This window comes from Streptomyces djakartensis (genome assembly GCF_014651075.1).
GTDB lineage: Bacteria > Actinomycetota > Actinomycetes > Streptomycetales > Streptomycetaceae > Streptomyces > Streptomyces djakartensis.
Genome location: NZ_BMWE01000011.1, coordinates 59,692 through 82,318, shown reverse-complemented (window position 1 = coordinate 82,318; position 22,627 = coordinate 59,692). Strand labels below are relative to the sequence as shown.

Annotated in this window: 17 protein-coding genes; 10 read left to right on the top strand and 7 right to left on the bottom strand. The window is 68.4% G+C overall.

Translation table 11 applies throughout. The annotated features are described in order from the left end of the window. Nucleotides 1-69: 69 nt before the first annotated feature. Nucleotides 70-2,694, bottom strand: a complete 2,625-nt coding sequence (locus IE212_RS20070) for a transglycosylase domain-containing protein (protein ID WP_229864471.1) — start codon at nucleotides 2,692-2,694, stop codon at nucleotides 70-72. 402 nt (nucleotides 2,695-3,096) lie between these two features. On the opposite strand from IE212_RS20070, the gene IE212_RS20065 reads away from it, so the two are divergent. The 3 genes from IE212_RS20065 to IE212_RS20055 all read left to right on the top strand — a co-directional run bounded on the left by IE212_RS20065 (nucleotide 3,097) and on the right by IE212_RS20055 (nucleotide 6,251). Further along, entirely contained in the window at nucleotides 3,097-3,771 is a 675-nt protein-coding gene (locus IE212_RS20065; RefSeq protein ID WP_190199266.1) for a PadR family transcriptional regulator, read from the top strand. Between the two features lie 45 nt (nucleotides 3,772-3,816). Beyond that, nucleotides 3,817-4,899: an inositol-3-phosphate synthase gene (locus tag IE212_RS20060; protein ID WP_190199265.1), complete on the top strand. Its 1,083-nt coding sequence runs from the start codon at nucleotides 3,817-3,819 to the stop codon at nucleotides 4,897-4,899. 89 nt (nucleotides 4,900-4,988) lie between these two features. Beyond that, the gene (locus IE212_RS20055) at nucleotides 4,989-6,251 is read left to right on the top strand and encodes an MFS transporter (protein WP_190199264.1); all 1,263 of its coding nucleotides are present in this window, start codon (nucleotides 4,989-4,991) and stop codon (nucleotides 6,249-6,251) included. A 98-nt stretch (nucleotides 6,252-6,349) separates the two neighbouring features. On the opposite strand, the gene IE212_RS20050 is transcribed toward IE212_RS20055, so the two are convergent. Beyond that, nucleotides 6,350-7,795 carry a CCA tRNA nucleotidyltransferase gene (locus IE212_RS20050; protein WP_190199263.1) on the bottom strand — a complete coding sequence of 482 codons (1,446 nt, stop codon included), beginning with the start codon at nucleotides 7,793-7,795 and terminating at the stop codon, nucleotides 6,350-6,352. 256 nt (nucleotides 7,796-8,051) lie between these two features. Between IE212_RS20050 and IE212_RS20045 the strand changes: the two genes are divergently transcribed. The 7 genes from IE212_RS20045 (at nucleotide 8,052) to trxA (ending at nucleotide 17,797) form a co-directional block, all read left to right on the top strand. Beyond that, nucleotides 8,052-10,451, top strand: a complete 2,400-nt coding sequence (locus IE212_RS20045) for a DUF6049 family protein (protein WP_190199262.1) — start codon at nucleotides 8,052-8,054, stop codon at nucleotides 10,449-10,451. A gap of 43 nt (nucleotides 10,452-10,494) precedes the next feature. Then, on the top strand, nucleotides 10,495-12,786 hold the full coding sequence (murJ, locus tag IE212_RS20040; RefSeq protein ID WP_190199261.1) for a murein biosynthesis integral membrane protein MurJ: 2,292 nt from the start codon (nucleotides 10,495-10,497) through the stop codon (nucleotides 12,784-12,786). A 119-nt stretch (nucleotides 12,787-12,905) separates the two neighbouring features. Continuing rightward, complete coding sequence (locus IE212_RS20035) at nucleotides 12,906-14,606, top strand: protein kinase family protein (RefSeq protein WP_190199260.1); 1,701 nt, start codon at nucleotides 12,906-12,908, stop codon at nucleotides 14,604-14,606. 27 nt (nucleotides 14,607-14,633) lie between these two features. Continuing rightward, on the top strand, nucleotides 14,634-15,359 hold the full coding sequence (sigM, locus tag IE212_RS20030) for an RNA polymerase sigma factor SigM (RefSeq protein WP_190199259.1): 726 nt from the start codon (nucleotides 14,634-14,636) through the stop codon (nucleotides 15,357-15,359). Continuing rightward, nucleotides 15,356-16,282, top strand: a complete 927-nt coding sequence (locus IE212_RS20025) for an anti-sigma factor family protein (protein WP_190199258.1) — start codon at nucleotides 15,356-15,358, stop codon at nucleotides 16,280-16,282. The genes sigM and IE212_RS20025 overlap by 4 nt, the downstream gene beginning before the upstream one ends. Nucleotides 16,283-16,449: 167 nt before the next feature. Continuing rightward, a complete protein-coding gene (gene trxB, locus IE212_RS20020) occupies nucleotides 16,450-17,418 on the top strand; it encodes a thioredoxin-disulfide reductase (RefSeq protein ID WP_190199257.1) in 969 nt (322 codons plus the stop codon). A 46-nt stretch (nucleotides 17,419-17,464) separates the two neighbouring features. After that, on the top strand, nucleotides 17,465-17,797 hold the full coding sequence (gene trxA / locus IE212_RS20015) for a thioredoxin (protein ID WP_010032728.1): 333 nt from the start codon (nucleotides 17,465-17,467) through the stop codon (nucleotides 17,795-17,797). A 93-nt stretch (nucleotides 17,798-17,890) separates the two neighbouring features. On the opposite strand, the gene IE212_RS20010 is transcribed toward trxA, so the two are convergent. From IE212_RS20010 to IE212_RS19990, 5 genes are all read right to left on the bottom strand, one after another. Beyond that, nucleotides 17,891-18,508 carry a GNAT family N-acetyltransferase gene (locus IE212_RS20010; protein WP_190199256.1) on the bottom strand — a complete coding sequence of 206 codons (618 nt, stop codon included), beginning with the start codon at nucleotides 18,506-18,508 and terminating at the stop codon, nucleotides 17,891-17,893. A 321-nt stretch (nucleotides 18,509-18,829) separates the two neighbouring features. Next, complete coding sequence (locus tag IE212_RS20005; protein ID WP_190199255.1) at nucleotides 18,830-19,930, bottom strand: ParB/RepB/Spo0J family partition protein; 1,101 nt, start codon at nucleotides 19,928-19,930, stop codon at nucleotides 18,830-18,832. Next, nucleotides 19,927-21,003 carry a ParA family protein gene (locus IE212_RS20000; RefSeq protein ID WP_190199425.1) on the bottom strand — a complete coding sequence of 359 codons (1,077 nt, stop codon included), beginning with the start codon at nucleotides 21,001-21,003 and terminating at the stop codon, nucleotides 19,927-19,929. The genes IE212_RS20005 and IE212_RS20000 overlap by 4 nt, the downstream gene beginning before the upstream one ends. 265 nt (nucleotides 21,004-21,268) lie before the next feature. Continuing rightward, nucleotides 21,269-21,985, bottom strand: a complete 717-nt coding sequence (gene rsmG / locus IE212_RS19995) for a 16S rRNA (guanine(527)-N(7))-methyltransferase RsmG (protein ID WP_190199254.1) — start codon at nucleotides 21,983-21,985, stop codon at nucleotides 21,269-21,271. 124 nt (nucleotides 21,986-22,109) lie between these two features. Further along, nucleotides 22,110-22,622 (bottom strand): Jag family protein, encoded by a 513-nt coding sequence (locus tag IE212_RS19990; RefSeq protein ID WP_190199253.1) that lies wholly within the window; start codon nucleotides 22,620-22,622, stop codon nucleotides 22,110-22,112. Nucleotides 22,623-22,627: the final 5 nt, after the last annotated feature.

Sequence of the window (22,627 nt, the reverse complement as noted above, 5' to 3'; positions counted from 1 at the left end):
GGCGGCCCGTGTTTCACGTGGAACGGCCTGGCGTTTCACGTGAAACACCCAAGCCGGGCGAACGGCCGGCTATCCCTCGGTGCCTCCGAAGAGGCCTCCGCCCCCGCTGCCGTTGCCATTGCCTCTGCTGGTGCCGCCGTCCACGTTCGTGTCGGTGGGTGTGGGCGCGGGGCTCACCCCTCCGTCCGTGCCGCCGTTGTCCGCGCCACCGTTCTCCTGGCCACCGTCCTTCTCACATCCGAAGAACCCGCAGGTGTCGCTCGGCGACGGCGACGGGCTCGAGCTCTCACTGGGCGTGGGGCTCGGCGACTCGGTCACCGTCTCGCTGGGCTCCACGCTGGGCGTCGGGGTCGGCGACGGGGCGCCCACCGCGTCCTGGATCTCGCCGATCTTCTCGGCTGCCGGGAAGCCGAGGTCCGTCTCGCCCTTCAGCGCGGCCTTCATGTACTCGGTCCACACCAGCGTGGGAACGTCACCACCGTGGATGGACGCCTCGCCCGCCGTGCCGTTCATGGAGAGCAGCTTGGCGCTCTTGGGGTCCTCACGGAACATCGCGACCGAGGTCGACAGCTGCTGGGTGTAGCCGACGAACCAGGCGGACTTGTTCTCGTCGGTGGTACCGGTCTTGCCGGCCGCCGTACGCCCCAGGGACAGGGCGTTCCGCCCCGTACCGTTCTGGATGACGTTCTCGAGAACGTCCGTGACGTTGTTGGCCACGTTCTCGGGCATCGCCTGCGTGATCCTCGGCTTCTCGAAGCCGGGGACCTCCTGACCGTTGAACTTGACGCTGGTCACCGAGTACGGCGCGGCCTGCTTACCCGAAGCGGCGAACGTCGCGTAGGCGTCGGCCATGCGGATCGCGCTGGGAGTCGACGTACCGAGAGCGAACGACGGGTTGAGGTGGGCGAAGCTGGCGTCCAGGATGCCGGCCTTCTCCGCCACGTCCCGCACGTTCTTCATCCCCACGTCCATGCCGAGCTGCACGAACGGGGTGTTGACGGACTGCTCCATCGCCTTGCGCAAGGAGATGTAGCCCCAGGGCTTCTCACTCTCGTTCTCCTGGAAGAACGGCGTGTTGTCCTTCTTCAGGACGTAGGTCCCGTCGTTGTTCCTGACCTTGAGATGGTCGTTGCCGTTGTACTTGCTGAGCGGCGAGAGAGGACGACCGTCACTCCGATAGGTGCCGTGCTCCATGGCGGCCGCGAGCACGAACGGCTTCCACGTCGAACCGACGGGGACACCCGAGGTGTCCGCGTTGTTGTTGAAGTGGCCGTTCTCGTAGCCCGCGCCACCGTAGAGCGCGACGATCGCGCCGTCCTTGGGCTTCACGGACGCCGCGCCGAACTGGACGTGCTTGTCCCGCTCGCGCTTCTCCGGGTCGAGCTTCTCCTTCTCGACCTTCTTGACGGCCTTGGTCAGCGCCTCGACCTTGCTCTTCTGGAAGGTCGTCTTGATCTGGTAGCCGCCCTGGTCGAACTGCTTCTCCGTGATGTTGGAGTGGTTCAGGACGTACTTCTTGGCCGTGTCCGCCAGGTAGCCGATCTGACCGCTCATGCCCTTGCTCGCCTTGCGCTCCTGGGGCATGGGGTACTTGCTGATCGCCTTCTGGTAATCGGCGTCCGAGATCTTCTTGTCGTTGTGCATCTGCTGGAGGATCCAGCCCCAGCGTTCCTTGGAGCGCTTGGTGTTGGCCTCCTTGCTCGCCGAGGTGTCGAGGCTCGCGTTGCCCGCGGGGTCGTAGTACGTCGGACCCTTGAGCAGGGCGGCGAGGAAGGCACACTCGCTCGCGTTGAGTTCTTCGGCGTCCTTGCCGTAATACGTCTGGGCGGCGGCCTGGATGCCGTACGCGCCGCGTCCGTAGTACGAAGTGTTGAGGTAGCCCTGAAGGATCTGGTCCTTGCTGAGCTTCGTCCCCACCTTGATCGAGATGAACATCTCTTTGAACTTGCGGGAGACCGTCTGCTCCTGGCTCAGGTAGGTGTTCTTGACGAACTGCTGGGTGATCGTCGAGCCACCCTGCGTGTCACCACCACGGGCCATGTTCGCCAAGGCGCGGGCGATACCCATGGGGTCGACACCCGAGTCCTCGTAGAAGGTCTTGTTCTCGGCCGAGATCACCGCATCCCGCATTTCCCGCGGGATCCGTTCGAAGCTGACGTTCTGCCGGTTCTGGCCACTGCCCGACGCGACCATCTGCGTGCCGTCGGCCCAGTAGTAGACGTTGTTCTGCGACAGGGCGGCGGCGTTCTCCTCCGTGGGGACGCCCACCATGGCGTAGCCGATGCCCGCCACGGCCACCAGGCTGCCCAAGAAGCCGATGCACAGGCCGGAGACGAGCTTCCAGGAGGGCAGCCACCGCTGCCAGCCGTACTTCCCGGCACGCGGGTAGTCGATCAGCCGCTTCTTGTCGGGGAAGGGCGCAGGCGCGGCGCGTCGACCACCACGACTTGGTTCGGCCGCTCTGCGGCGGCCGCCTGTGTTTCTCTGCGCCGCGCGCCGGGCCTCGGCACGGCCGCCGTACGCACGATCCTCACCCCCTGAGTCGTAGAAGCCCGACCCATACGAGTCGGACGCAGACCCGGTGGCGCCTCGCGGTGCCGCGCGGCGGCCGGAGGACGAACCGGACTGGCCGCGTCGGGCCGCGGCACGTCCGCCTCCCTGCGGCTGCGGCGGTTTGCGACGGTGCTCGCTCATCGAACGACTACTCCTCGGGCAGGCGCACCCTTGCGCGCCTGGAAACGGCGGCTGGTTTCCGGTCCCCCCGAAGTACGGACGCGGTGGGCTCCGCATTCATCGGTCCCGCATGCACCCGTACTACACCGAAGACGACGACGCTCTCAGGCGTCACTCGGTTCCCGGCGATGGTCATGGCGCACAGACTACGCACCGCCAAAACCTGCCGAGGCCCGAACTTCGTCTCAAATCAGGCAACTCGCATCCGATGAATCGGCGATGTGACCCCGTTCACCCCACTCCCTCTTGTCGCTTCCGGAAGGCCGTTCTATCGTCGTGATGTATCGAGTCGATACATCAGCGCGACACATCGGGCCGAGACATGGTCCGGGCGACGGGTACCGCGGCAGAGAGGAGGCGACGATGAGCCGGCGTTCCGGAATTCTCGAGTTCGCCGTACTCGGCTTGCTCCGCGAGTCTCCGATGCACGGCTATGAGCTGCGTAAACGACTCAACACGTCTCTGGGGGTGTTCCGTGCGTTCAGCTACGGGACTCTTTACCCCTGCCTCAAGACGCTGGTCGCCAACGGCTGGCTGATCGAGGAACCCGGAAACGAGACCGAGGCAGTGCCCCTCACCGGCCGCCGCGCGAAGATCGTCTACCGGCTCACGGCGGAGGGTAAGGAGCACTTCGAGCAGCTGCTCTCGCAGACCGGGCCCGACGCGTACGAGGACGAGACCTTCGCAGCCCGTTTCGCCTTCTTCGGGCAAACCTCACGCGATGTCCGCATGCGCGTGCTGGAGGGACGCCGCAGCCGGCTGGAGGAGCGCCTGGAGAAGATGCGCGTGTCCCTGGCCCGGACGCGGGAACGACTCGACGACTACACGCTTGAGCTCCAGCGCCACGGGATGGAGTCCGTGGAGCGCGAGGTGCGCTGGCTGAACGAGCTCATCGAGAGCGAACGGGCCGGGCGGGACCTGAAGGGTCCCACCCCGGAGGAGCCCGGCTCGCGTGACACCACATCTGGAGCGTCGGGCGGCCTGCCCCGGCCGGGGGGCGACCCCCGGCCGGATACGCCCGACGACACCGCCACGTGAGAGCCCGCTGACGGGCCTCACTCGTACACACAGGGAGCAACCGGAATGGGTTCGGTTCGCGTAGCCATCGTCGGTGTGGGCAACTGCGCCGCATCGCTGGTGCAGGGAGTCGAGTACTACAAGGACGCCGACCCGGCGGCCAAGGTGCCGGGCCTGATGCACGTCCAGTTCGGCGACTACCACGTCCGCGACGTCGAGTTCGTCGCCGCCTTCGACGTGGACGCCAAGAAGGTCGGCCTCGACCTCGCGGACGCCATCGGCGCCTCCGAGAACAACACCATCAAGATCTGCGACGTGCCCCGTTCCGGTGTGACGGTCCAGCGCGGCCACACCCTCGACGGCCTCGGCCGGTACTACCGCGAGACCATCGAGGAGTCCGCCGAGGAACCGGTCGACGTCGTCCAGGTCCTCAAGGACCAGCAGGTCGACGTCCTCGTCTGCTACCTGCCTGTCGGCTCCGAGGACGCGGCGAAGTTCTACGCCCAGTGCGCCATCGACGCCAAGGTCGCCTTCGTCAACGCCCTCCCGGTCTTCATCGCGGGCACCAAGGAGTGGGCCGACAAGTTCACCGAGGCGGGCGTCCCGATCGTCGGCGACGACATCAAGTCGCAGGTCGGTGCCACCATCACGCACCGCGTCATGGCGAAGCTGTTCGAGGACCGGGGCGTCATCCTGGACCGCACGATGCAGCTGAACGTCGGCGGCAACATGGACTTCAAGAACATGCTCGAGCGCGACCGCCTCGAGTCGAAGAAGATCTCCAAGACGCAGGCCGTCACCTCCCAGATCCGCGACCGCGAGCTCGGCGAGGGCAACGTCCACATCGGCCCGTCCGACTACGTTGCCTGGCTGGACGACCGCAAGTGGGCCTACGTCCGCCTCGAGGGCCGTGCCTTCGGTGACGTCCCGCTGAACCTGGAATACAAGCTGGAGGTCTGGGACTCCCCGAACTCCGCCGGTGTCATCATCGACGCGCTGCGGGCCGCGAAGATCGCCAAGGACCGCGGCATCGGCGGCCCCGTGCTCTCCGCGTCGAGCTACTTCATGAAGTCCCCGCCCGTGCAGTACTTCGACGACGAGGCCCGCGAGAACGTCGAGAAGTTCATCAAGGGCGAGGTCGAGCGCTGACGCGCTGCCACAAGCCGCTCCTGCCAGGGCTGTGAGGGTCTCCGGGTCGCATGACCCGGAGACCCTCCCCATATGTGAGGCTGTGCCCCATGGCCGTCGTCCGTGACCTGCGCGTCCTGTTGCGCTTCCAGGGCTTCCGGCGCCTGCTCGCCGTCCGGTTGCTCTCCCAGGGCGCCGATGGTGTCTACCAGGTCGCGCTGGCCGCGTACGTGGTCTTCTCACCGGAGAAGCAGACCTCTGCGGCCGCGGTCGCCTCCGCGATGGCGGTCCTGCTGCTCCCTTACTCACTCGTGGGCCCCTTCGCCGGTGTCCTCCTGGACCGCTGGCGACGCCGCCAGGTCCTGGTCTACGGAAGCCTGTTGCGCGCCCTGCTCGCCTCCGCCACAGCCGTGCTGATACTCAGCCCGGCGCCGGACTGGCTCTTCTACGTCTCCGCCCTGTGCGTCACCGCTGTCAACCGCTTCGTCCTCGCCGGCCTGTCAGCCTCCCTGCCGCGCGTGGTCGACGCCGAGCGCCTGGTCATCGCCAACTCCCTTTCCCCCACCGCCGGCACACTGGCGGCGACAGCGGGCGGTGGCCTCGCCTTCGTCGTCCGCCTGGTGGTGGCGGACTCCGACGCCGCCGTGGTGCTCGTGGGAGCCGGACTGTATCTGTGCGCGGCCCTGGCGGCACTGACCATGGCGCGGGAACTCCTCGGCCCTGACCGGAACCTTGTGCGGGAGCGGATCAGGGAGATCCTCACGGGCACCGCGCGTGATTTGGCGGCAGGCGTACGTCACCTTTCCGCACCGGCCCGCCGTGAGGCCGCTTGGGCGCTCGTGGCGATGGCACTGATGCGGTTCTGCTACGGCGCACTCCTGGTGATGCTGCTGATGCTGTGCCGCTACGCCCTCACCTCGACCACCGACGACGGACTCGCCCTGCTGGGGCTGGCACTGGGCGCCTCCGGCGCCGGCTTCTTCGCGGCTGCGGTGGTGACGCCGTGGGCGGCGGGGCGGCTCGGACCGGGCCGCTGGATCGTCGTGTGCGCGGGGGCCGCAGCACTCCTGGAGCCCGCTCTCGGGTTGCCGTTCGCCACCGCCCCTCTGCTGGTCGCGGCCTTCGTACTGGGGCTGATCACCCAGGGTGCGAAAATCGCCGCGGACACCATCATTCAGTCCTCCGTCGAGGACGGCTTCCGCGGCCGGATCTTCTCCGTCTACGACGTGCTCTTCAACATCTTCTTCGTCGGCGCGGCCGCCGTGGCCGCCCTGATGCTGCCGCCGGACGGCCGATCCGCACCACTGGTGATCACAGTGGCCGTCATCTACGCGACCGTAGCTGTGACTATGAACCGGCTGACCCGCCCGTAGTACAGACACGGACCGAGGGCGGTGTTTCACGTGAAACATCGCCCTCGGTCGGTGTGCACCGGGCCGTGTTTCACGTGAAACACGACACCGGTTGCGCGCTAGCCCTCCTGCTCGGCCCACCACTCCTTGAGCGCCGCCTCCGCGGCATCGGGGCCCATCGGCCCGTTCTCCAGCCGCAGCTCCAGCATGTGCTTGTAGGCGCGACCGACGACCGGCCCCGGTCCGACGCCGAGAATCTCCATGATCTGGTTGCCGTCGAGGTCCGGGCGGATCGAGTCCAGCTCCTCCTGCTCCTGGAGCCGGGCGATGCGCTCTTCCAGGCCGTCATACGCACGCGACAGAGCCGCCGCCTTGCGCTTGTTGCGCGTGGTGCAGTCCGAGCGGGTCAGCTTGTGGAGACGGTCGAGGAGCGGGCCGGCGTCACGGACATAGCGACGCACCGCGGAGTCCGTCCATTCGCCGGTGCCATAGCCATGGAAGCGAAGGTGCAGCTCGACCAGACGTGAGACGTCCTTCACCAGCTCGTTGGAGTACTTGAGGGCCGTCATGCGCTTCTTGGTCATCTTGGCCCCGACGACCTCATGGTGGTGGAACGAGACCCGGCCGTCCTTCTCGAAGCGGCGGGTGCGTGGCTTGCCGATGTCGTGCAGCAAGGCGGCCAGGCGCAGCGTCAGGTCGGGGCCGTCGTCCTCCAGCGCCATCGCCTGTTCCAGGACGATCAGCGTGTGGTCGTAGACGTCCTTGTGCCGGTGGTGCTCGTCACGTTCCAGGCGCAGGGCCGGCAGCTCGGGCAGCACACGGTCGGCGAGTCCGGTCTCGACGAGCAGAGCCAGCCCCTTGCGTGGGTACGGGGACAGGATCAGCTTGTTCAGCTCGTCCCTCACCCGCTCGGCCGAGACGATCTCTATACGCCCGGCCATCTCGTTCATCGCGGTGACGACCTCGGGGGCCACCTCGAAATCGAGCTGAGCCGCGAAGCGAGCGGCCCGCATCATGCGCAGGGGATCGTCCGAGAAGGACTCCTCCGGGGTGCCGGGAGTGCGCAGCACACGCGACGCGAGGTCCTCGAGCCCACCGTGCGGGTCGATGAACTCCTTCTCCGGCAGCGCCACCGCCATCGCGTTCACCGTGAAGTCACGGCGGACCAGATCCTCCTCGATGGAGTCGCCGTACGACACCTCGGGTTTGCGCGAGGTGCGGTCGTACGCCTCCGACCGGTAAGTGGTCACCTCGATCTGGTAGCCACCCTTGTGGGCGCCGACGGTACCGAAGGCGATCCCGACCTCCCAGACGGCGTCGGCCCACGGGCGCACGATCTTGAGCACGTCCTGGGGCCGGGCGTCGGTCGTGAAGTCCAGGTCGTTGCCGAGCCGGCCCAGCAGCGCGTCCCGGACCGAGCCGCCGACCAGGGCGAGAGAGAACCCGGCCTCCTGGAAACGACGGGCGAGGTCGTCGGCGACAGGGGCGACCCGCAGCAGCTCACTCACCGCGCGATGCTGCACCTGGCTCAGGGCACTGGACGAATCTTCGTTGGCGTTCGGCACAACAGAAGAGGGTACGTGGCCCGGCCTGCCCCGAGCTCCCCCATTACGCATGCGGACACATCGGCTCATGAGCCCACAAGGGCTGCTCTGGAGATGTAAAGGACCCCGCCCTTCCATAGAGTCACATAGCAGACATCGCGGTGCCGGTCTGCGATCTTGTGGAACGGACCGCGGCACTTCCCCTCAGCGCGCATCGTTACCATGCCTGGACGCACATTCCGACGACCACTGACGACGACGAGGGACGGGCGAGCGCGTGGCCGAGGCGGCAGACTTCCAGGGGACCAGTGCCTCACCTGCCCGCCGGTGGCTGCGGCGCACCGGGGCGCTGCTCGCCGGTGCGCCCCTGCTGGCCGGACTTCTCCAGCTACCTGCCGCGACGCCTGCGGGCGCGGCCGGACCGGAGGCCCCGCAGGCTGCCTCCGGCTCGGGCTCGGTGTCCGTCGCGGTCGACTCGCTCAGCCCCAGCACCCCCACCGAGGGGGACACGGTGACCGTGACGGGCACGGTGACGAACAACGGCAGGCAGGCGGTCAGCGACGCCCACGTCGACCTGCGGGTGGGGCCGCCGCTCGACACCCGCTCGAAGATCGACACCCTCACCAGGAACAGCGACGACCTCCAGGGCCCCGCGGGCAAGACGGTCGGCGGGAAGTACGCCGCGAAGTTTCCCGAGCTCACTCCCGGCGTCGCGCAGCCCTTCAGCATCTCCGTGCCCGCCGACGAGCTGGACCTCGGCTCGGACGGCGTCTACCAGCTGGCCGTCGCGCTCTCCGGACAGACCTCCGGGCAGCCCTGGGACCGGGTCCTCGGCGTCCAGCGCACGTTCCTGCCGTGGCAGCCGGAAGAGGCGGGCACCAAGACGAAGACCACGTTTCTGTGGCCGCTCATCTCCTCCGCCCACATGGCGGCGGAGACCGGGTCGAACGAACAGCAGACGCCGGTCTTCCGCGACGACGAACTCGCCAAGGAGATCGCCCCGGGCGGCCGCCTCGACCGGATGGTGTCGCTGGGCAAGGAACTCGACATCACCTGGGTGATCGACCCGGACCTGCTGGCATCCGTCGACGCGATGACGAAGAGCTACGAGGTCCAGGGCACGGACGGCACCAGTACGGAAGGCGGGAACCAGGCGGTCGCCAACCGCTGGCTCGCCGAGCTCCAGCAGGCCGTCACGGGCAAGGAGGTCGTCGCTCTGCCCTACGGCGACCCGGACCTCGCCTCCGTCGCCCACAACGGCACGAACGTCACCGGCACACTGAGTCACCTCAAGGAAGCCACCGACGTCATCGACAACACGATCCCGACGATCCTGCACGTGAAACCCTCCACGGACTTCGCCTGGCCCGTGGACGGCGCCGTAGACCCCTCGATCGTGAAGGTCGCGACCTCCTCAGGCGCCGACAAGGTGATCGCCCGCAGCGACAGCCTCCAGGACGACCTGTCGTACACGCCCTCCGCGGCCCGGCCCATCGGCGGCGGGACCACCGCGGTCGTCGCGGACGCCAGGATGTCCACGGCGTTCCAGGGCGACCTGACGAAGGCCTCGGCGTCCACGCTCGCCGTGCAGCGCTTCCTGGCCCAGAGCCTGACCCTGGGCCTCCAGACCGGCAAGCAGCGCAGCGTGGTCGTCGCACCGCAGCGCATGCCCACCGTGCACCAGGCTCAGGCCATGGCCGAGGCGGTCACGGCCCTGCAGAACGGAACCTGGTCCGAGTCGCAGGACCTCGCTGCAGCCGCCAAGGCCAAGCCCGACCCGGCGGCACGCACGAAGGTGCCGCCGGTCTCCGCCTACCCGCCCTCGCTGCGCAAGCAGGAACTGCCGCGGGCCGCCTTCGAGCAGATCGCCAGGACGCAGGACGAGCTCGACAAGTTCAAGGTGGTGCTCACCCGCCAGTCACGGGTGGTGACCCCCTTCGGCCGGGCCATGAACCGCGAGATGTCCACGTCGTGGCGCGGCCGGGGAGTCGCGGCGCTGGGGTACCGCGACGACATCAAGTCGTACCTCGACGGGCTCATCGACGGAGTCAAGCTGATCGAGAAGTCGGAGACGAAGCTCTCCGGCCGCAGCGCCACGATCCCCGTGACCGTCCAGAACAACCTGGTCCAGGGCGTCGATCACCTGAAACTGCGGCTCACCTCGAACAACCCGACGCGACTGAAGATCGGTGGCGCCGCCTACGAGGAGCAGCGGGTCACCGTGAACGGCGGCCACAGCCAGTCGGTGAAGTTCACCACGTCCGCCAACGCCAACGGCCGGGCGGAGGTGGTAGCGCAGCTGTACACCGAGGACGGCCAGAAGTACGGCGCCCCCGTCACCTTCGATGTGAAGGTCACCGAGGTCACGGCCACCGTGATGCTGGTGATCGGCGGCGGCGTGCTGCTCCTGGTCCTCGCCGGCTTCCGGATGTACACCCAGCGCAAGAACGCCACCGCCGCCCGCGAGGCCGCCGAGGAACGCGCCGACGCGGCGGACGCCGCCGTCGACGGCACGGTCGGCACTGGGCAGAACCCGGACGCCACCGACGACCCTCTCAAGGAGGAATCCGAGGCCGGCACACGGGCAGACGCCCCGGAGCAGCCGAGTGACCCGACCCCGGACACCGCAGCGGAAAGCGCCGGCCCGCCCGGCACGGGTGAGAGAGTGGACCGTTGAGAAGTCGTGGCCGGTGGGCCCGGGACGATGAGGTGGGGTAACCATGAACACGCCGTACGACGGTGACCACGGCCGTGGCGTGGACAACTCGGGCTACCCCGAAACGCACGGGCCCGAGGGCTCGCCGCCCGAGCACGGCCAGGTACCGCAGCAGCCGCCCGCGGACATGTACCTCCAGGACGCCTACGACCAGGACCCCTACCGGGCTCAGGACCTCGCTGCGCAGGACCCGGTGGCCGAGGCCCGCTACGACCGTGCCGCGCACCCGCCGCCTCCGCCGGGCACCTACCAGCCGCAGCAGCAGCTCTACGCCCAGCCACCGCAGTCGCCCTACGCACCGGACCCCCGGGTGTGGGCCCAGACACCCGCGCCGGAGCCGGAGGGCCCCACCCGCCACCTGCCGTACGGCGACGACGCCCGCACCACCCAGTTCGTGGGCGTGGACGACCTCGTCTCCCAGGCGGGTGAGCCGCGCCAGGAACCCGACGCCTTCGCCCACCTCTTCCGGGACCAGCAGCAGAGCAGCGGCCACCCGTCATACGAGTCGTCGGCCGTCCCCGGCCCGTCCCCGGCCCCGGGCCAGATGGCGCAGGGGCAGTACGCGACGGCGCAGGGGCCCTACCCGGGGCCCGGCCAGGCCGCGACGGCGCCCCCGGTGGACGACGCTCCCGCCCCGGAGCCCGCACCGCCCGCGCCGAAGAAGGCGGGCCGTGCGGCCGGCCTGCTGAAGTCCAGCGCCGTGATGGCGGCGGGCACACTGGTCTCCCGCCTCACCGGCTTCATCCGTTCCGCGCTCATCGTGTCGGCCATCGGCGTCGGCTTCCTCGGTGACACCTTCCAGGTCGCCTACCAGCTGCCGACGATGATCTACATCCTCACGGTCGGCGGCGGCCTCAACTCCGTCTTCGTGCCGCAGCTCGTTCGCGCCATGAAGGACGACGAGGACGGAGGCGAGGCGTACGCCAACCGCCTGCTGACCCTCGTCATGGTGGCGCTCGGCACACTCACCGCGCTGGGGGTCTTCGGCGCGCCGGTCCTGATCCGAGTGATGTCGCCCTCGATCGCCAGCGACCCCGCGGCGAACCAGGTCGCCATCACCTTCGCCCAGTACTTCCTGCCCACGATCTTCTTCATGGGTGTCCACGTGGTGATGGGCCAGATCCTCAACGCGCGCGGAAAGTTCGGCGCGATGATGTGGACCCCGGTCCTGAACAACATCGTCATCATCGTGACGCTGGGCATGTTCATCTACGTCTACGGCACCGCCGCCGACTCCAAGATGGCTGTCACCACCATCCCGCCGGAGGGCCAGCGCCTCCTCGGCGTCGGTGTGCTGCTCGGCCTCGTGGTCCAGGCGCTGGCGATGGTCCCGTACCTGCGGGAGACCGGCTTCCGGCTGCGGCTTCGCTTCGACTGGAAGGGCCAGGGTCTCGGCAAGGCCGTCACGCTCGCCAAGTGGACGGTCCTGTTCGTCCTTGCCAACCAGGCGGGCGCCATGGTCGTCATCTGGTTGTCCACCGCGGCGGGCAAGGCCTCGCGCGTCGCAGGCACCGGTGTCTCCGCGTACGCCAACGCCCAGCTGATCTGGGGCCTGCCGCAGGCCATCATCACCGTGTCCCTCATGGCCGCCCTGCTGCCGCGCCTGTCCCGCTCGGCGTCCGAGGGCGACGGCGGCGCCGTCCGCGACGACATCTCCCAGGGTCTGCGCACCACGGCGGTCGCCATCGTGCCGGTCGCGTTCGGTTTCGTCTCGCTCGGCATCCCGATGTGCACGCTGATGTTCGGCTCCTCGGGCATCAGCGCGGCGACCAACATGGGCTACATGCTGATGGCGTTCGGTCTGGGCCTGATCCCGTACTCCGTGCAGTACGTCGTCCTGCGTGCCTTCTACGCCTACGAGGACACCCGGACTCCCTTCTACAACACGGTCATCGTGGCCGCGGTCAACGCGGGCGCCTCAGCGGTCTGTTACTACGTCATCCCGACTCGCTGGGCCGTGGTCGGCATGGCCGCCTCTTACGGCCTGGCCTACGCGATCGGTGTCGGCGTGGCCTGGCGCCGGCTGCGCAAGCGGCTGGGCGGCGATCTCGACGGCGCCCGTGTCCTGCGGACCTACGCCCGGCTGTGCATCGCGTCGGTCCCGGCCGCCCTGCTCAGTGGAGCGGCGTGCTACGGCATCGGCAACACGCTCGGCCAGGGCGTCGCGGGCTCGCTGGCGGCGGTGCTGGCCGGTGGTGCGGTCCTCCTGGTGATCTTCTTCTTCGCCGCCCGCCGCATGCGCATCGAGGAACTCAACTCGCTGGTCGGCATGGTCCGCGGACGCCTGGGACGCTGAGGCGGGGGGTAGGCGCACAACCATCGTCAGCCACCGCGTGTCGTGCATAGCGGCGGACTGTGGGCACAATTGGTTTCGGCGTCGGACGGCGCGCAACGGATGGGGAGGCAGGAACGACGGTGGCGGAACGGAGCACGGCTGCCGTCGACGTGGCAGACAACAGCGACGACACGTCGCTGACCGCAGAGGCGGACCAGTCCACGGCCGACGGGGTGGCCAAAAACCGGGAGCGGGACACGGACAGCGACGAGGTACAGGAGAACATTCGGACCGACGGTTCCGGAAAGACCTCGCCGCCTGAACTGCACAGTGGGCACAAACTCGCCAGACGCTACCGTCTTGAGGAGTGCGTCACCCGTCTGGACGGATTCAGCAGCTGGCGTGCCGTGGACGAGAAGCTCCGCCGTGCCGTCGGCGTGCACATCCTGCCCGCGGATCACACTCGGGCACGCTCCGTCCTGGCCGCCGCCCGGTCATCCGCCCTCCTGGGCGACCCGCGCTTCGTCCAGGTGCTGGACGCGGTGGAGGAGAACGACCTCGTCTACGTCGTCCACGAGTGGCTTCCCGACGCGACGGAACTGACCACGCTTCTCGCCGCCGGGCCACTGGAGCCGTACGACGCCTACCAGATGGTCAGCCAGGTCTCCTCCGCCATGGCCGCCGCCCACCGTGAAGGCCTCGCCCATCTGCGACTGAACCCCAACGCCGTCCTGCGCGCCTCGACCGGCCAGTGGCGTATCCGCGGACTCGCCGTGAACGCGGCCCTGCGGGGCGTCTCGTCCGAGACCCCTCAGCGCACCGACACCGAGGCCATCGGCGCCCTGCTGTACGCGGCGCTCACCCAGAGGTGGCCGTACGAGAGTGACGCCTACGGCCTGTCGGGGCTGCCGAAGGACATCGGCCTGATCGCACCCGACCAGGTGCGTGCCGGTGTGCACCGCGGATTGTCCGAGCTGTCCATGCGCGCGCTCGTCAACGACGGCGCCACCGCCTCCCGGCACGAGTCGCCGTGCACCACGCCGGAGGAGCTGGTGAAGGCGATCGGCGAGATGCCCCGCATCCGTCCACCGGAGCCGGCGTTCACCGCACCGCCCGAGTACCAGCGCACGACGTACCAGCAGGGCTCCTACGGTCGTCAGGCCTCGCATCCCGGCGTCACCCAGCCTGTTCCGTCCCCTCCGCCCCCGCTGCAGAGCCGCACGGGCAAGGCCCTGAAGTGGGCCGTTTCCGCTCTCCTCATCGCCGCGCTGGGTCTCGGCAGCTGGCAGCTGGCGGACGCGCTGATGGACCAGGGCGGGAAGTCCGAAGAGCCGAAGCAGACGCAGACGAGCGACGGGAACGACAAGTCCCCGAAGAAGCCCGAGTCGGGCAAGCCCATCGCCATCAGCGGCGCACGCGACTTCGACCCCTTCGGCTCCGACGGTTCTGAGAAGCCGTCCGACATAGGGAAGGTCTACGACGGCAGCGCTGCCACGTACTGGCAGACGGACTACTACCTCAGCTCCGACTTCGGGCGTCTCAAGTCGGGCGTCGGCGTCATCCTCGACCTCGGCAAGGTCCAGCGGGTCGGGAAGGTGACGGTCACCTTCGTGGGGGACACGTCGGTGGAGCTCCGCAGCGCGAGTGCGGAGGCGGGCTCGGAGCCGACGTCCTTCGACGCCTACACCAAGGTCGCGGAGGGCACCGGGACGACGGTGGAACTGAAGCCCGGCAAGTCCCTCAAGAGCCGTTACCTCCTTGTGTGGCTGACCAAGCTGCCCATCCAGGCGGACGACGGCAAGTGGCGCGGCAGGGTGGCGGACGTCAAGGTGACCAGCTGACGGCATCTGCCTCGAGGAAGGAGGCCGATGGCAGACGGCACCGAGTACGACGGAGTGAGCGACCAGGACCTGCTCGCCCGCCACGTGGATGGCGACCCGGACACCTTCGGTGAGCTCGTCCGGCGGCACCGCGACCGGCTCTGGGCCGTCGCCCTGAGGACGCTGGGGGACCGCGAGGAGGCCGCTGACGCGGTGCAGGACGCCCTCGTGTCCGCCTACCGGGCCGCCCACACCTTCCGGGGCCAGTCGGCCGTCACGACATGGCTGCACAGGATCACCGTCAACGCCTGCCTCGATCGCGTCCGCAAGGCCGCATCCCGCAAGACCTCGCCGGTCGACGACACCGAGCGCCTGGAACAGCTCCTGGAGCCGCACGAGTCGGCTTCCGTGCCGGCTGAGCGCAACGATCTCCACCGGCAGCTCATCGAAGCCCTGGGGACCCTGCCGGCCGACCAGCGGGCGGCCCTCGTCCTGGTGGACATGCAGGGCTACCCCGTCGCGGAGGCGGCCCGCATCCTCGACGTGCCGACCGGCACGGTGAAGAGCCGATGTGCTCGCGGCAGAGCAAGACTCCTGCCGCTCCTGACTCACCTCCGGCCCGACGGCGGCGGTGAGGCCAGGAAGCCGGGCGTGGAACGGAACCGGACGCAGCGGTCAGCCGTCCCACCCGCAGCGGGACCGCACCGAGCGGAACCACCAGACACAGGACCGAGTGACCCAGCTGCGGTGAAGGGCGGAGGTGGACGAGCGTGACGTCGACGACAGACATGGCCGGGCATCCGGACGTCGCGGAGATCTCCGACCTCACCGAGGGCCTTCTGCCCCCGTCGCGGAGCGGCGACGTGCGCCGGCACCTGGACGAGTGCGAGCTCTGCGCCGATGTCCACGCCTCCCTGGAGGAGATCCGCGGACTGCTCGGCACCCTGCCAGGACCCCAGCGCATGCCCGCCGATGTCGCCGGCCGTATCGATGCCGCTCTAGCCGCCGAGGCCCTGCTGAATGCCGCAGGGCCGGAGACCGCGGACACCTCGGCGCCGCCGACTGCGCTGCCGTCCGCGTCCGAGGACAGCCACGGTGACCACGGCGCGCATGTTTCACGTGAAACATCGGCGCCCGTCGACCGGCCTGCCGGACGGCCCCGCTCCTCCACCACCGGCCCCGGCCGCAAGGACCGTGAGCGGAACGGACGCCGCAGGATCGCCGTCCTGGGGACCGTCTTCACTGTGGCCGCCCTCGGACTGGGCTCGGTCCTGCTGTCGTCACTCGACGACGGCAAGCCGCCACGTGACCCGGGGGGCGATCACCAGACCACCGCCGCCGACACCTTCTCCGAGGGGAAGCTGCGGCAGCAGGTGACTGATCTCCTGGCCGAGCCGAACACGGAAAGCGGCTCCCGCACCCCGTTCGGCGCGGCGACCTCCGGGACCAACCATCCCAGGGTCTTCAGGGAGCCCACCGTGCCGGGCTGCGTCCGCGACGGGATCGGACGCAAGGACGCTGCCCTCGCTGTCGAGAACGGCAGGTACCAGGGGAAGAAGGCGATGCTCGTGCTGCTTCCCGACGCCACCGACGCCACCCGGGTCACTGCCTACGTCGTCGACGCGACATGTGTCGATCCGTCGGCGTCCACCACGACCGGCAAGATCCTTCTCCAGCGCTCGTACCCATCCTCCTGAGGAAGCGCTTCATCGCCGCCTTGCATGGCTACCCGCACCGTGTGGCATCTCCGTGTGCCCGGACACAGCGGGAATGCGCGCCCCTTAGGATCCGTTGGGTGGGGTGAGAGCTCCAAGAGCAGCTCCCACCGGTCGAACGACGCAGTCCAGAGACGAGGAATCAAGCCGTGAGCGACGTCCGTAACGTGATCATCATCGGCTCCGGGCCCGCCGGCTATACGGCGGCGCTCTACACCGCCCGCGCGTCGCTGAAGCCACTGGTGTTCGAGGGTGCCGTCACCGCCGGTGGTGCGCTCATGAACACCACCGACGTCGAGAACTTCCCGGGGTTCCAGGACGGCATCATGGGCCCCGAGCTCATGGACAACATGCGCGCCCAGTCGGAGCGCTTCGGTGCAGAGCTCGTCCCGGACGACATCGTGGCCGTCGACCTGACCGGTGAGATCAAGACCGTCACGGACACGGCCGGTACCGTCCACCGGGCCAAGGCCGTCATCGTCGCCACCGGCTCGCAGCACCGCAAGCTCGGCCTGCCGAATGAGGACGCCCTCTCCGGCCGTGGTGTGTCCTGGTGCGCCACCTGTGACGGGTTCTTCTTCAAGGACCAGGACATCGCCGTGATCGGTGGCGGCGACACCGCCATGGAGGAGGCCACCTTCCTCTCGCGGTTCGCCAAGTCCGTGACTGTGGTCCACCGCCGCGACACCCTGCGCGCCTCCAAGGCGATGCAGGAGCGCGCCTTCGCCGACCCGAAGATCACGTTCGTGTGGGACAGCGAGGTCGCCGAGATCCAGGGCGACCCGAAGCTCTCGGGTCTGAAGCTGCGCAACCTCAAGACCGGCGAGCTCTCCGACCTGCCGGTGACGGGTCTCTTCATCGCCATCGGCCATGACCCCCGCACCGAGCTCTTCAAGGGTCAGCTCGACCTGGACGAAGAGGGCTACCTGAAGGTGGACGCGCCGTCGACGCGCACGAACCTGACCGGCGTCTTCGCCGCCGGTGACGTCGTCGACCACACCTACCGTCAGGCGATCACCGCGGCCGGGACCGGCTGCTCCGCCGCTCTCGACGCCGAGCGCTTCCTCGCCGCCCTTGCGGACGAGGAGCAGCCGGAGCCCGAGAAGACCTCTGTCTGACCCCCTCCCTACCCGCCCCACGCACCAACCAGTTAAGGAGCCCGCCGTGGCCGGCACCCTGAAGAATGTGACCGACGACTCCTTCGAGCAGGACGTCCTCAAGAGCGACAAGCCCGTTCTGGTGGACTTCTGGGCCGCCTGGTGCGGTCCGTGCCGCCAGATCGCGCCGTCCCTCGAGGCAATCGCCTCCGAGTACGGCGACAAGATCGAGGTCGTCAAGCTGAACATCGACGAGAACCCGGGTACGGCCGCCAAGTACGGCGTCATGTCCATCCCGACGCTGAACGTTTACCAGGGTGGCGAGGTGGCCAAGACCATCGTCGGCGCGAAGCCGAAGGCCGCGATCGTTCGCGACCTCGAGGAGTTCATCGCCGAGTGATACGGCTGCACCGGCGCACCGTCGGCGCGTGTTTCACGTGAAACACGAATGGGCCAACCCAGAAGGGTTGGCCCATTCGTTTGCCTACGTGCTCTACAGCGGTCGCAGCGCCGGTTCCTTCTGTACAGCTCCGAGAAGCCGGTCCAGCGCCATCTCGACATCTTCCTTCCAGGAGAGCGTAGACCTCAGCTCCAGTCTGAGCCGGGGATAGGCGGGGTGCTGCCGGACCGTCTTGAAACCCACCGCCAACAGGTGCTCCGCGGGCAACACACAGGCCGGCTCCTTCCAGCGCGCGTCTCCGAACGCCTCGATCGCCTTGAAACCGCGCCGCAGCAGATCCTTGGCGACCGTCTGGACCAGCACCCTGCCAAGCCCCTGTCCCTGGTATCCCGGAACGATGAACGCGGTCATCAGCTGAACTGCGTCAGGGGAAACGGGACTCGTGGGAAACGCCGTGGAGCGCGGGACATAGGCAGGCGGTGCGTAGAGCACGAAGCCCACCGGCACGTCGTCCACGTACACGACCCGCCCGCAGGAACCCCAGTCCAGCAGGACGGCTGAGATCCAGGCTTCCTTCTCCAGAGCGGGCGTGCCCGCTTTTACCGCAGCCTCACCGCTGACCGGGTCGAGCTCCCAGAAGACGCACGTGCGACAGCGCTGGGGGAGGTCCTGAAGGTTGTCCAGCGTGAGCGGTACGAGCCGGCGCCCCATGAAGGCTGTTCCTCGCTTCCTTCGCCCGCGGCATCCCGGGCGGCTGTCAGAGCGCTCCGTTCCCTGAGGAGACTGCCGATGAAGCCACCGACCGCCCCCAGCCCCAAACCGGCGCTCACCAGTCCGCTGCGGCTCATCGTTCGCATGGCCCCTGCCTACCTCTCAGAGGTGCTGTTGGGTGGGTTGCGCCGTACTCGAACGCATCGTATCCACGATGTGATTCCATCGAAACCGCCAGAAAGGAAAGAGCGGGCCATGTTCCGGTACACACCGGACACAGCCCGCTCTGCCGAAGGCACAGTGGAAGCTCCTGTCGGAGACTCAGGAGTCGCTGTCGTCAGCGTCGTCATCCAGGAGGCTCTTCTGCAGGACCGGCCCCTCTCCGGGAGCCAGCGAGCCGAGGATCCGTTCGAGATCCTCCATGGAGGCGAACTCGACGGTGATCTTGCCCTTCTTCTGCCCCAGGTCGACCTTCACACGCGTCTCGAAGCGGTCCGAGAGCCGCGTGGCGAGTTCGGACAGCGCAGGAGAGACCCGGGCACCGGCACGCGGCCCCTTGGGGCGCTGGGCCTTCTGGGGCCGCGACCCCATCAAGGTCACAATCTCCTCGACAGCCCGCACCGAGAGCCCCTCGGCCACAATGCGGTGCGCCAGCCTGTCCTGCTCCTCCGAGTCCTCGACGGACAGCAAGGCCCGCGCGTGGCCGGCGGAGAGAACCCCGGCGGCGACCCGGCGCTGCACCGCCGGCGAGAGCTTCAGCAGGCGCAGGGTGTTGGAGACCTGAGGGCGGGACCGGCCGATGCGATCCGCCAGCTGGTCATGTGTGCAGTTGAAGTCCCGCAGCAACTGGTCATAGGCGGCGGCTTCTTCCAGCGGGTTCAGCTGGGCGCGGTGCAGGTTCTCCAGCAGGGCGTCCAGGAGGAGCTTCTCGTCGTCCGTGGCTCGTACGATCGCCGGGATCGCCTTCAGCCCCGCCTCTCGGCAGGCCCGCCACCGGCGCTCGCCCATGATGAGTTCGTAGCGGGCCGGGCCCACCTGCCGGACGACGACCGGCTGCAGGAGCCCCACTTCCTTGATGGAGGTGATGAGTTCGGCCAGAGCGTCCTCATCGAAGACCTCACGTGGCTGCCTCGGGTTCGGCGTGATGGCCTCGAGGGGGATCTCGGCGAAGTGCGCACCGATGGGAGCCGCAGGCACAGCGGGAGCACTGGGCTGGGCGGGCTCTTCCGTTTCACGTGAAACAGTCGGCAGAGTCGCCACCTTCGCCGCGGCCACCCCACGGTCGTTCGGCAGCGCGGGCACTGCCGCAGGGGATGTCGAAGCGGCGTTCCCCGCCGCGGCCTGGGCCACCGACTTTTCCGTCGGTGCTGCAGGGATCAGTGCGCCGAGACCACGACCCAGCCCCCTCCGTCGCTCGCTCACTGGATGCCCTCCACCATGCTCGGATCGTTCTGCTGTGCGCCGATGTGGGCGTGCGTCGCGTCGTAGCTGACGCCAACACCCTTCAGCGCGATCTCTCGTGCCGCCTCAAGATAGGAGAGGGCACCACTCGATCCAGGATCGTAAGTCAATACCGTCTGCCCATAGCTCGGCGCCTCGGAGATACGGACGGAGCGGGGAATGCTCGTCCGTAGAACCTCGTCACCGAAGTGGGTGCGCACCTCTTCCGCGACCTGGGACGCGAGACGCGTCCGGCCGTCGTACATGGTGAGCAGGATGGTCGACACGTGCAGGGCGGGGTTGAGGTGCCCCCGCACCAGGTCGACGTTGCGCAGCAACTGTCCCAGGCCCTCCAACGCGTAGTACTCGCACTGGATCGGGATCAGGACCTCCTGGCCGGCCACCAACGCATTGACCGTCAGGAGACCGAGCGAGGGCGGACAGTCGATGAGGATGTAGTCCAGTGGCTGCTCGTACGCCTGGATGGCGCGCTGCAGCCGACTCTCCCGTGCCACCAGGGATACCAGTTCGATCTCCGCACCGGCGAGATCGATCGTGGCGGGGGCACAGAAGAGGCCTTCGACATCGGGCACCGGCTGCACGACCTCGGAGAGCGGTTTACTCTCCACCAACACATCGTAGATGGACGGAACTTCGGCATGGTGGTCGATGCCCAGCGCGGTGGACGCATTGCCCTGTGGGTCGAGGTCAACCACCAGAACCCGGGCGCCGTGCACGGCCAGTGACGCGGCAAGGTTGACGGTGGTCGTCGTCTTGCCCACACCGCCCTTCTGGTTTGCCACCACGATGATTCGGGTCTGCTCGGGCCGCGGCAGGCCGTCGCCGGCGCGGCCGAGAGCCTCCACCGCCAGTTGGGCAGCACGACCGATGGGAGTGTCGTCCATCGGAGGCGGTGTTTCACGTGAAACATCCGCCCCCATCGACTCGGTACGGGGACCGGGGACCGGATCGGTCATCGGTCCCGCGATGTTGGCGTCGGACCGCAAGGATTCACTCTCCTCGACTTCAGGCTCGCAATGAACAGAGCCTCCCATGCCATCGGGGTCGTGAACCAGTGAGGCCTGGCGTTCTGTGGAGAAATCCACCTCTGTGGACAACTCGGTTTCCTCATCGAGTGAACCCAGAGGCTTACGGTCGCGGGGTTCGGCCGCAGCGCGGCCACGACTGATGATGCCGTGCAGCAGTGAGCGACGTTTCACGTGAAACACGATGCACAGCGGTCGGGGCCGAACCGTCGCGACACTCCGGCATGTCTGGGTTTGGCAGCTTGTGTGGAGTACGTCGCGTCCGCAGGACGGGTCAGCGCCGTCGGCGCGCTCGGCCCGTGCGAGCCGCCTTGGCGCGCTTCGCCGCAAAGCGCACGCCTCCCGGGCTCTCACCGACCTCGACCCGGACGACCGTGGACATCGGATCCACCACGCCCTCACCGACATGCAGAATGGACGTCTCCACCGCACCCAGCTTGCTCAGGGCCACCGACGCGCTCTTCAGCTCCTCCTCGGCGGCGTCGCCCTTGAGGGCGAGCATCTCCCCGTAGGGTCGCAGCAGCGGGATACCCCAGGTCGCGAGACGGTCGAGCGGCGCGACGGCTCGGGCCGTCACGACATGGACGGGCTGGATCTTCCCCATGACCTCCTCGGCCCGGCCCCGCACGACAGTCACATGGTCGAGACCGAGCAGTTCCACAACTTCGGTGAGGAAGTTGGTACGCCGCAGCAGCGGCTCCAGGAGCGTGATCTTCAGGTCGTCCCTGACCAGCGCCAGCGGGATGCCCGGGAGACCCGCACCCGAGCCGACATCGCACACCGTCACGCCCTCGGGCACGACTTCGGAGAGCACCGCGCAGTTCAGCAGGTGCCGCTCCCACAGGCGGGGCACCTCACGCGGGCCGATGAGACCACGCTGCACGCCCGCCTCAGCGAGCAGCTCGGCGTACCGCACCGCATCCGCGTAGCGATCACCGAACACCTCGCGCGCCTGCTCGGGCGCGGGTGGAAGCTCCGCTGCCTCCGTCACGGGGGACCGTCCTTCCGTACCGCGTCAGCGCACCGGCGCCGACGACAGAACCACCAGAACTATCAGGCTGACAAAGTTCGGCCCCGTCTGCGCAACAGACGGGGCCGGGAAAACTCAGGACCGATCAGGCGGGCAGCACGACGACGAAGCGCTGCGGCTCCTCGCCCTCGGACTCGCTGCGCAGCCCCGCGGCCTTGACCGCGTCGTGCACGACCTTGCGCTCGAACGGCGTCATCGGCTTCAGCTTCACGGCCTCACCGCTGCTCTTGGCTTCCGCGGCGGCCTTGGCCCCCAGCTCGGACAGCTCGGAGCGCTTCTCGGCGCGGTATCCCGCGATGTCGAGCATCAGGCGGCTGCGGTCACCGGTCTCCCGGAGCACGGCCAGACGAGTGAGCTCCTGGAGCGCCTCCAGTACCTCACCCTCACGGCCGACCAGCTTCTGCAGGTCACGGCTGCCCGTGTCGCTGATGATCGAGACGGAGGCACGGTCGGCCTCGACGTCCATGTCGATGTCGCCGTCGAGGTCGGCGATGTCGAGCAGACCCTCCAGGTAGTCCGCAGCGATCTCGCCCTCCTGCTCCAGGCGAGTCAGGGTGTCTGCACCCTCGGCAGCGGCGGAGGTGGTGCCTTCCGTCACGGGAT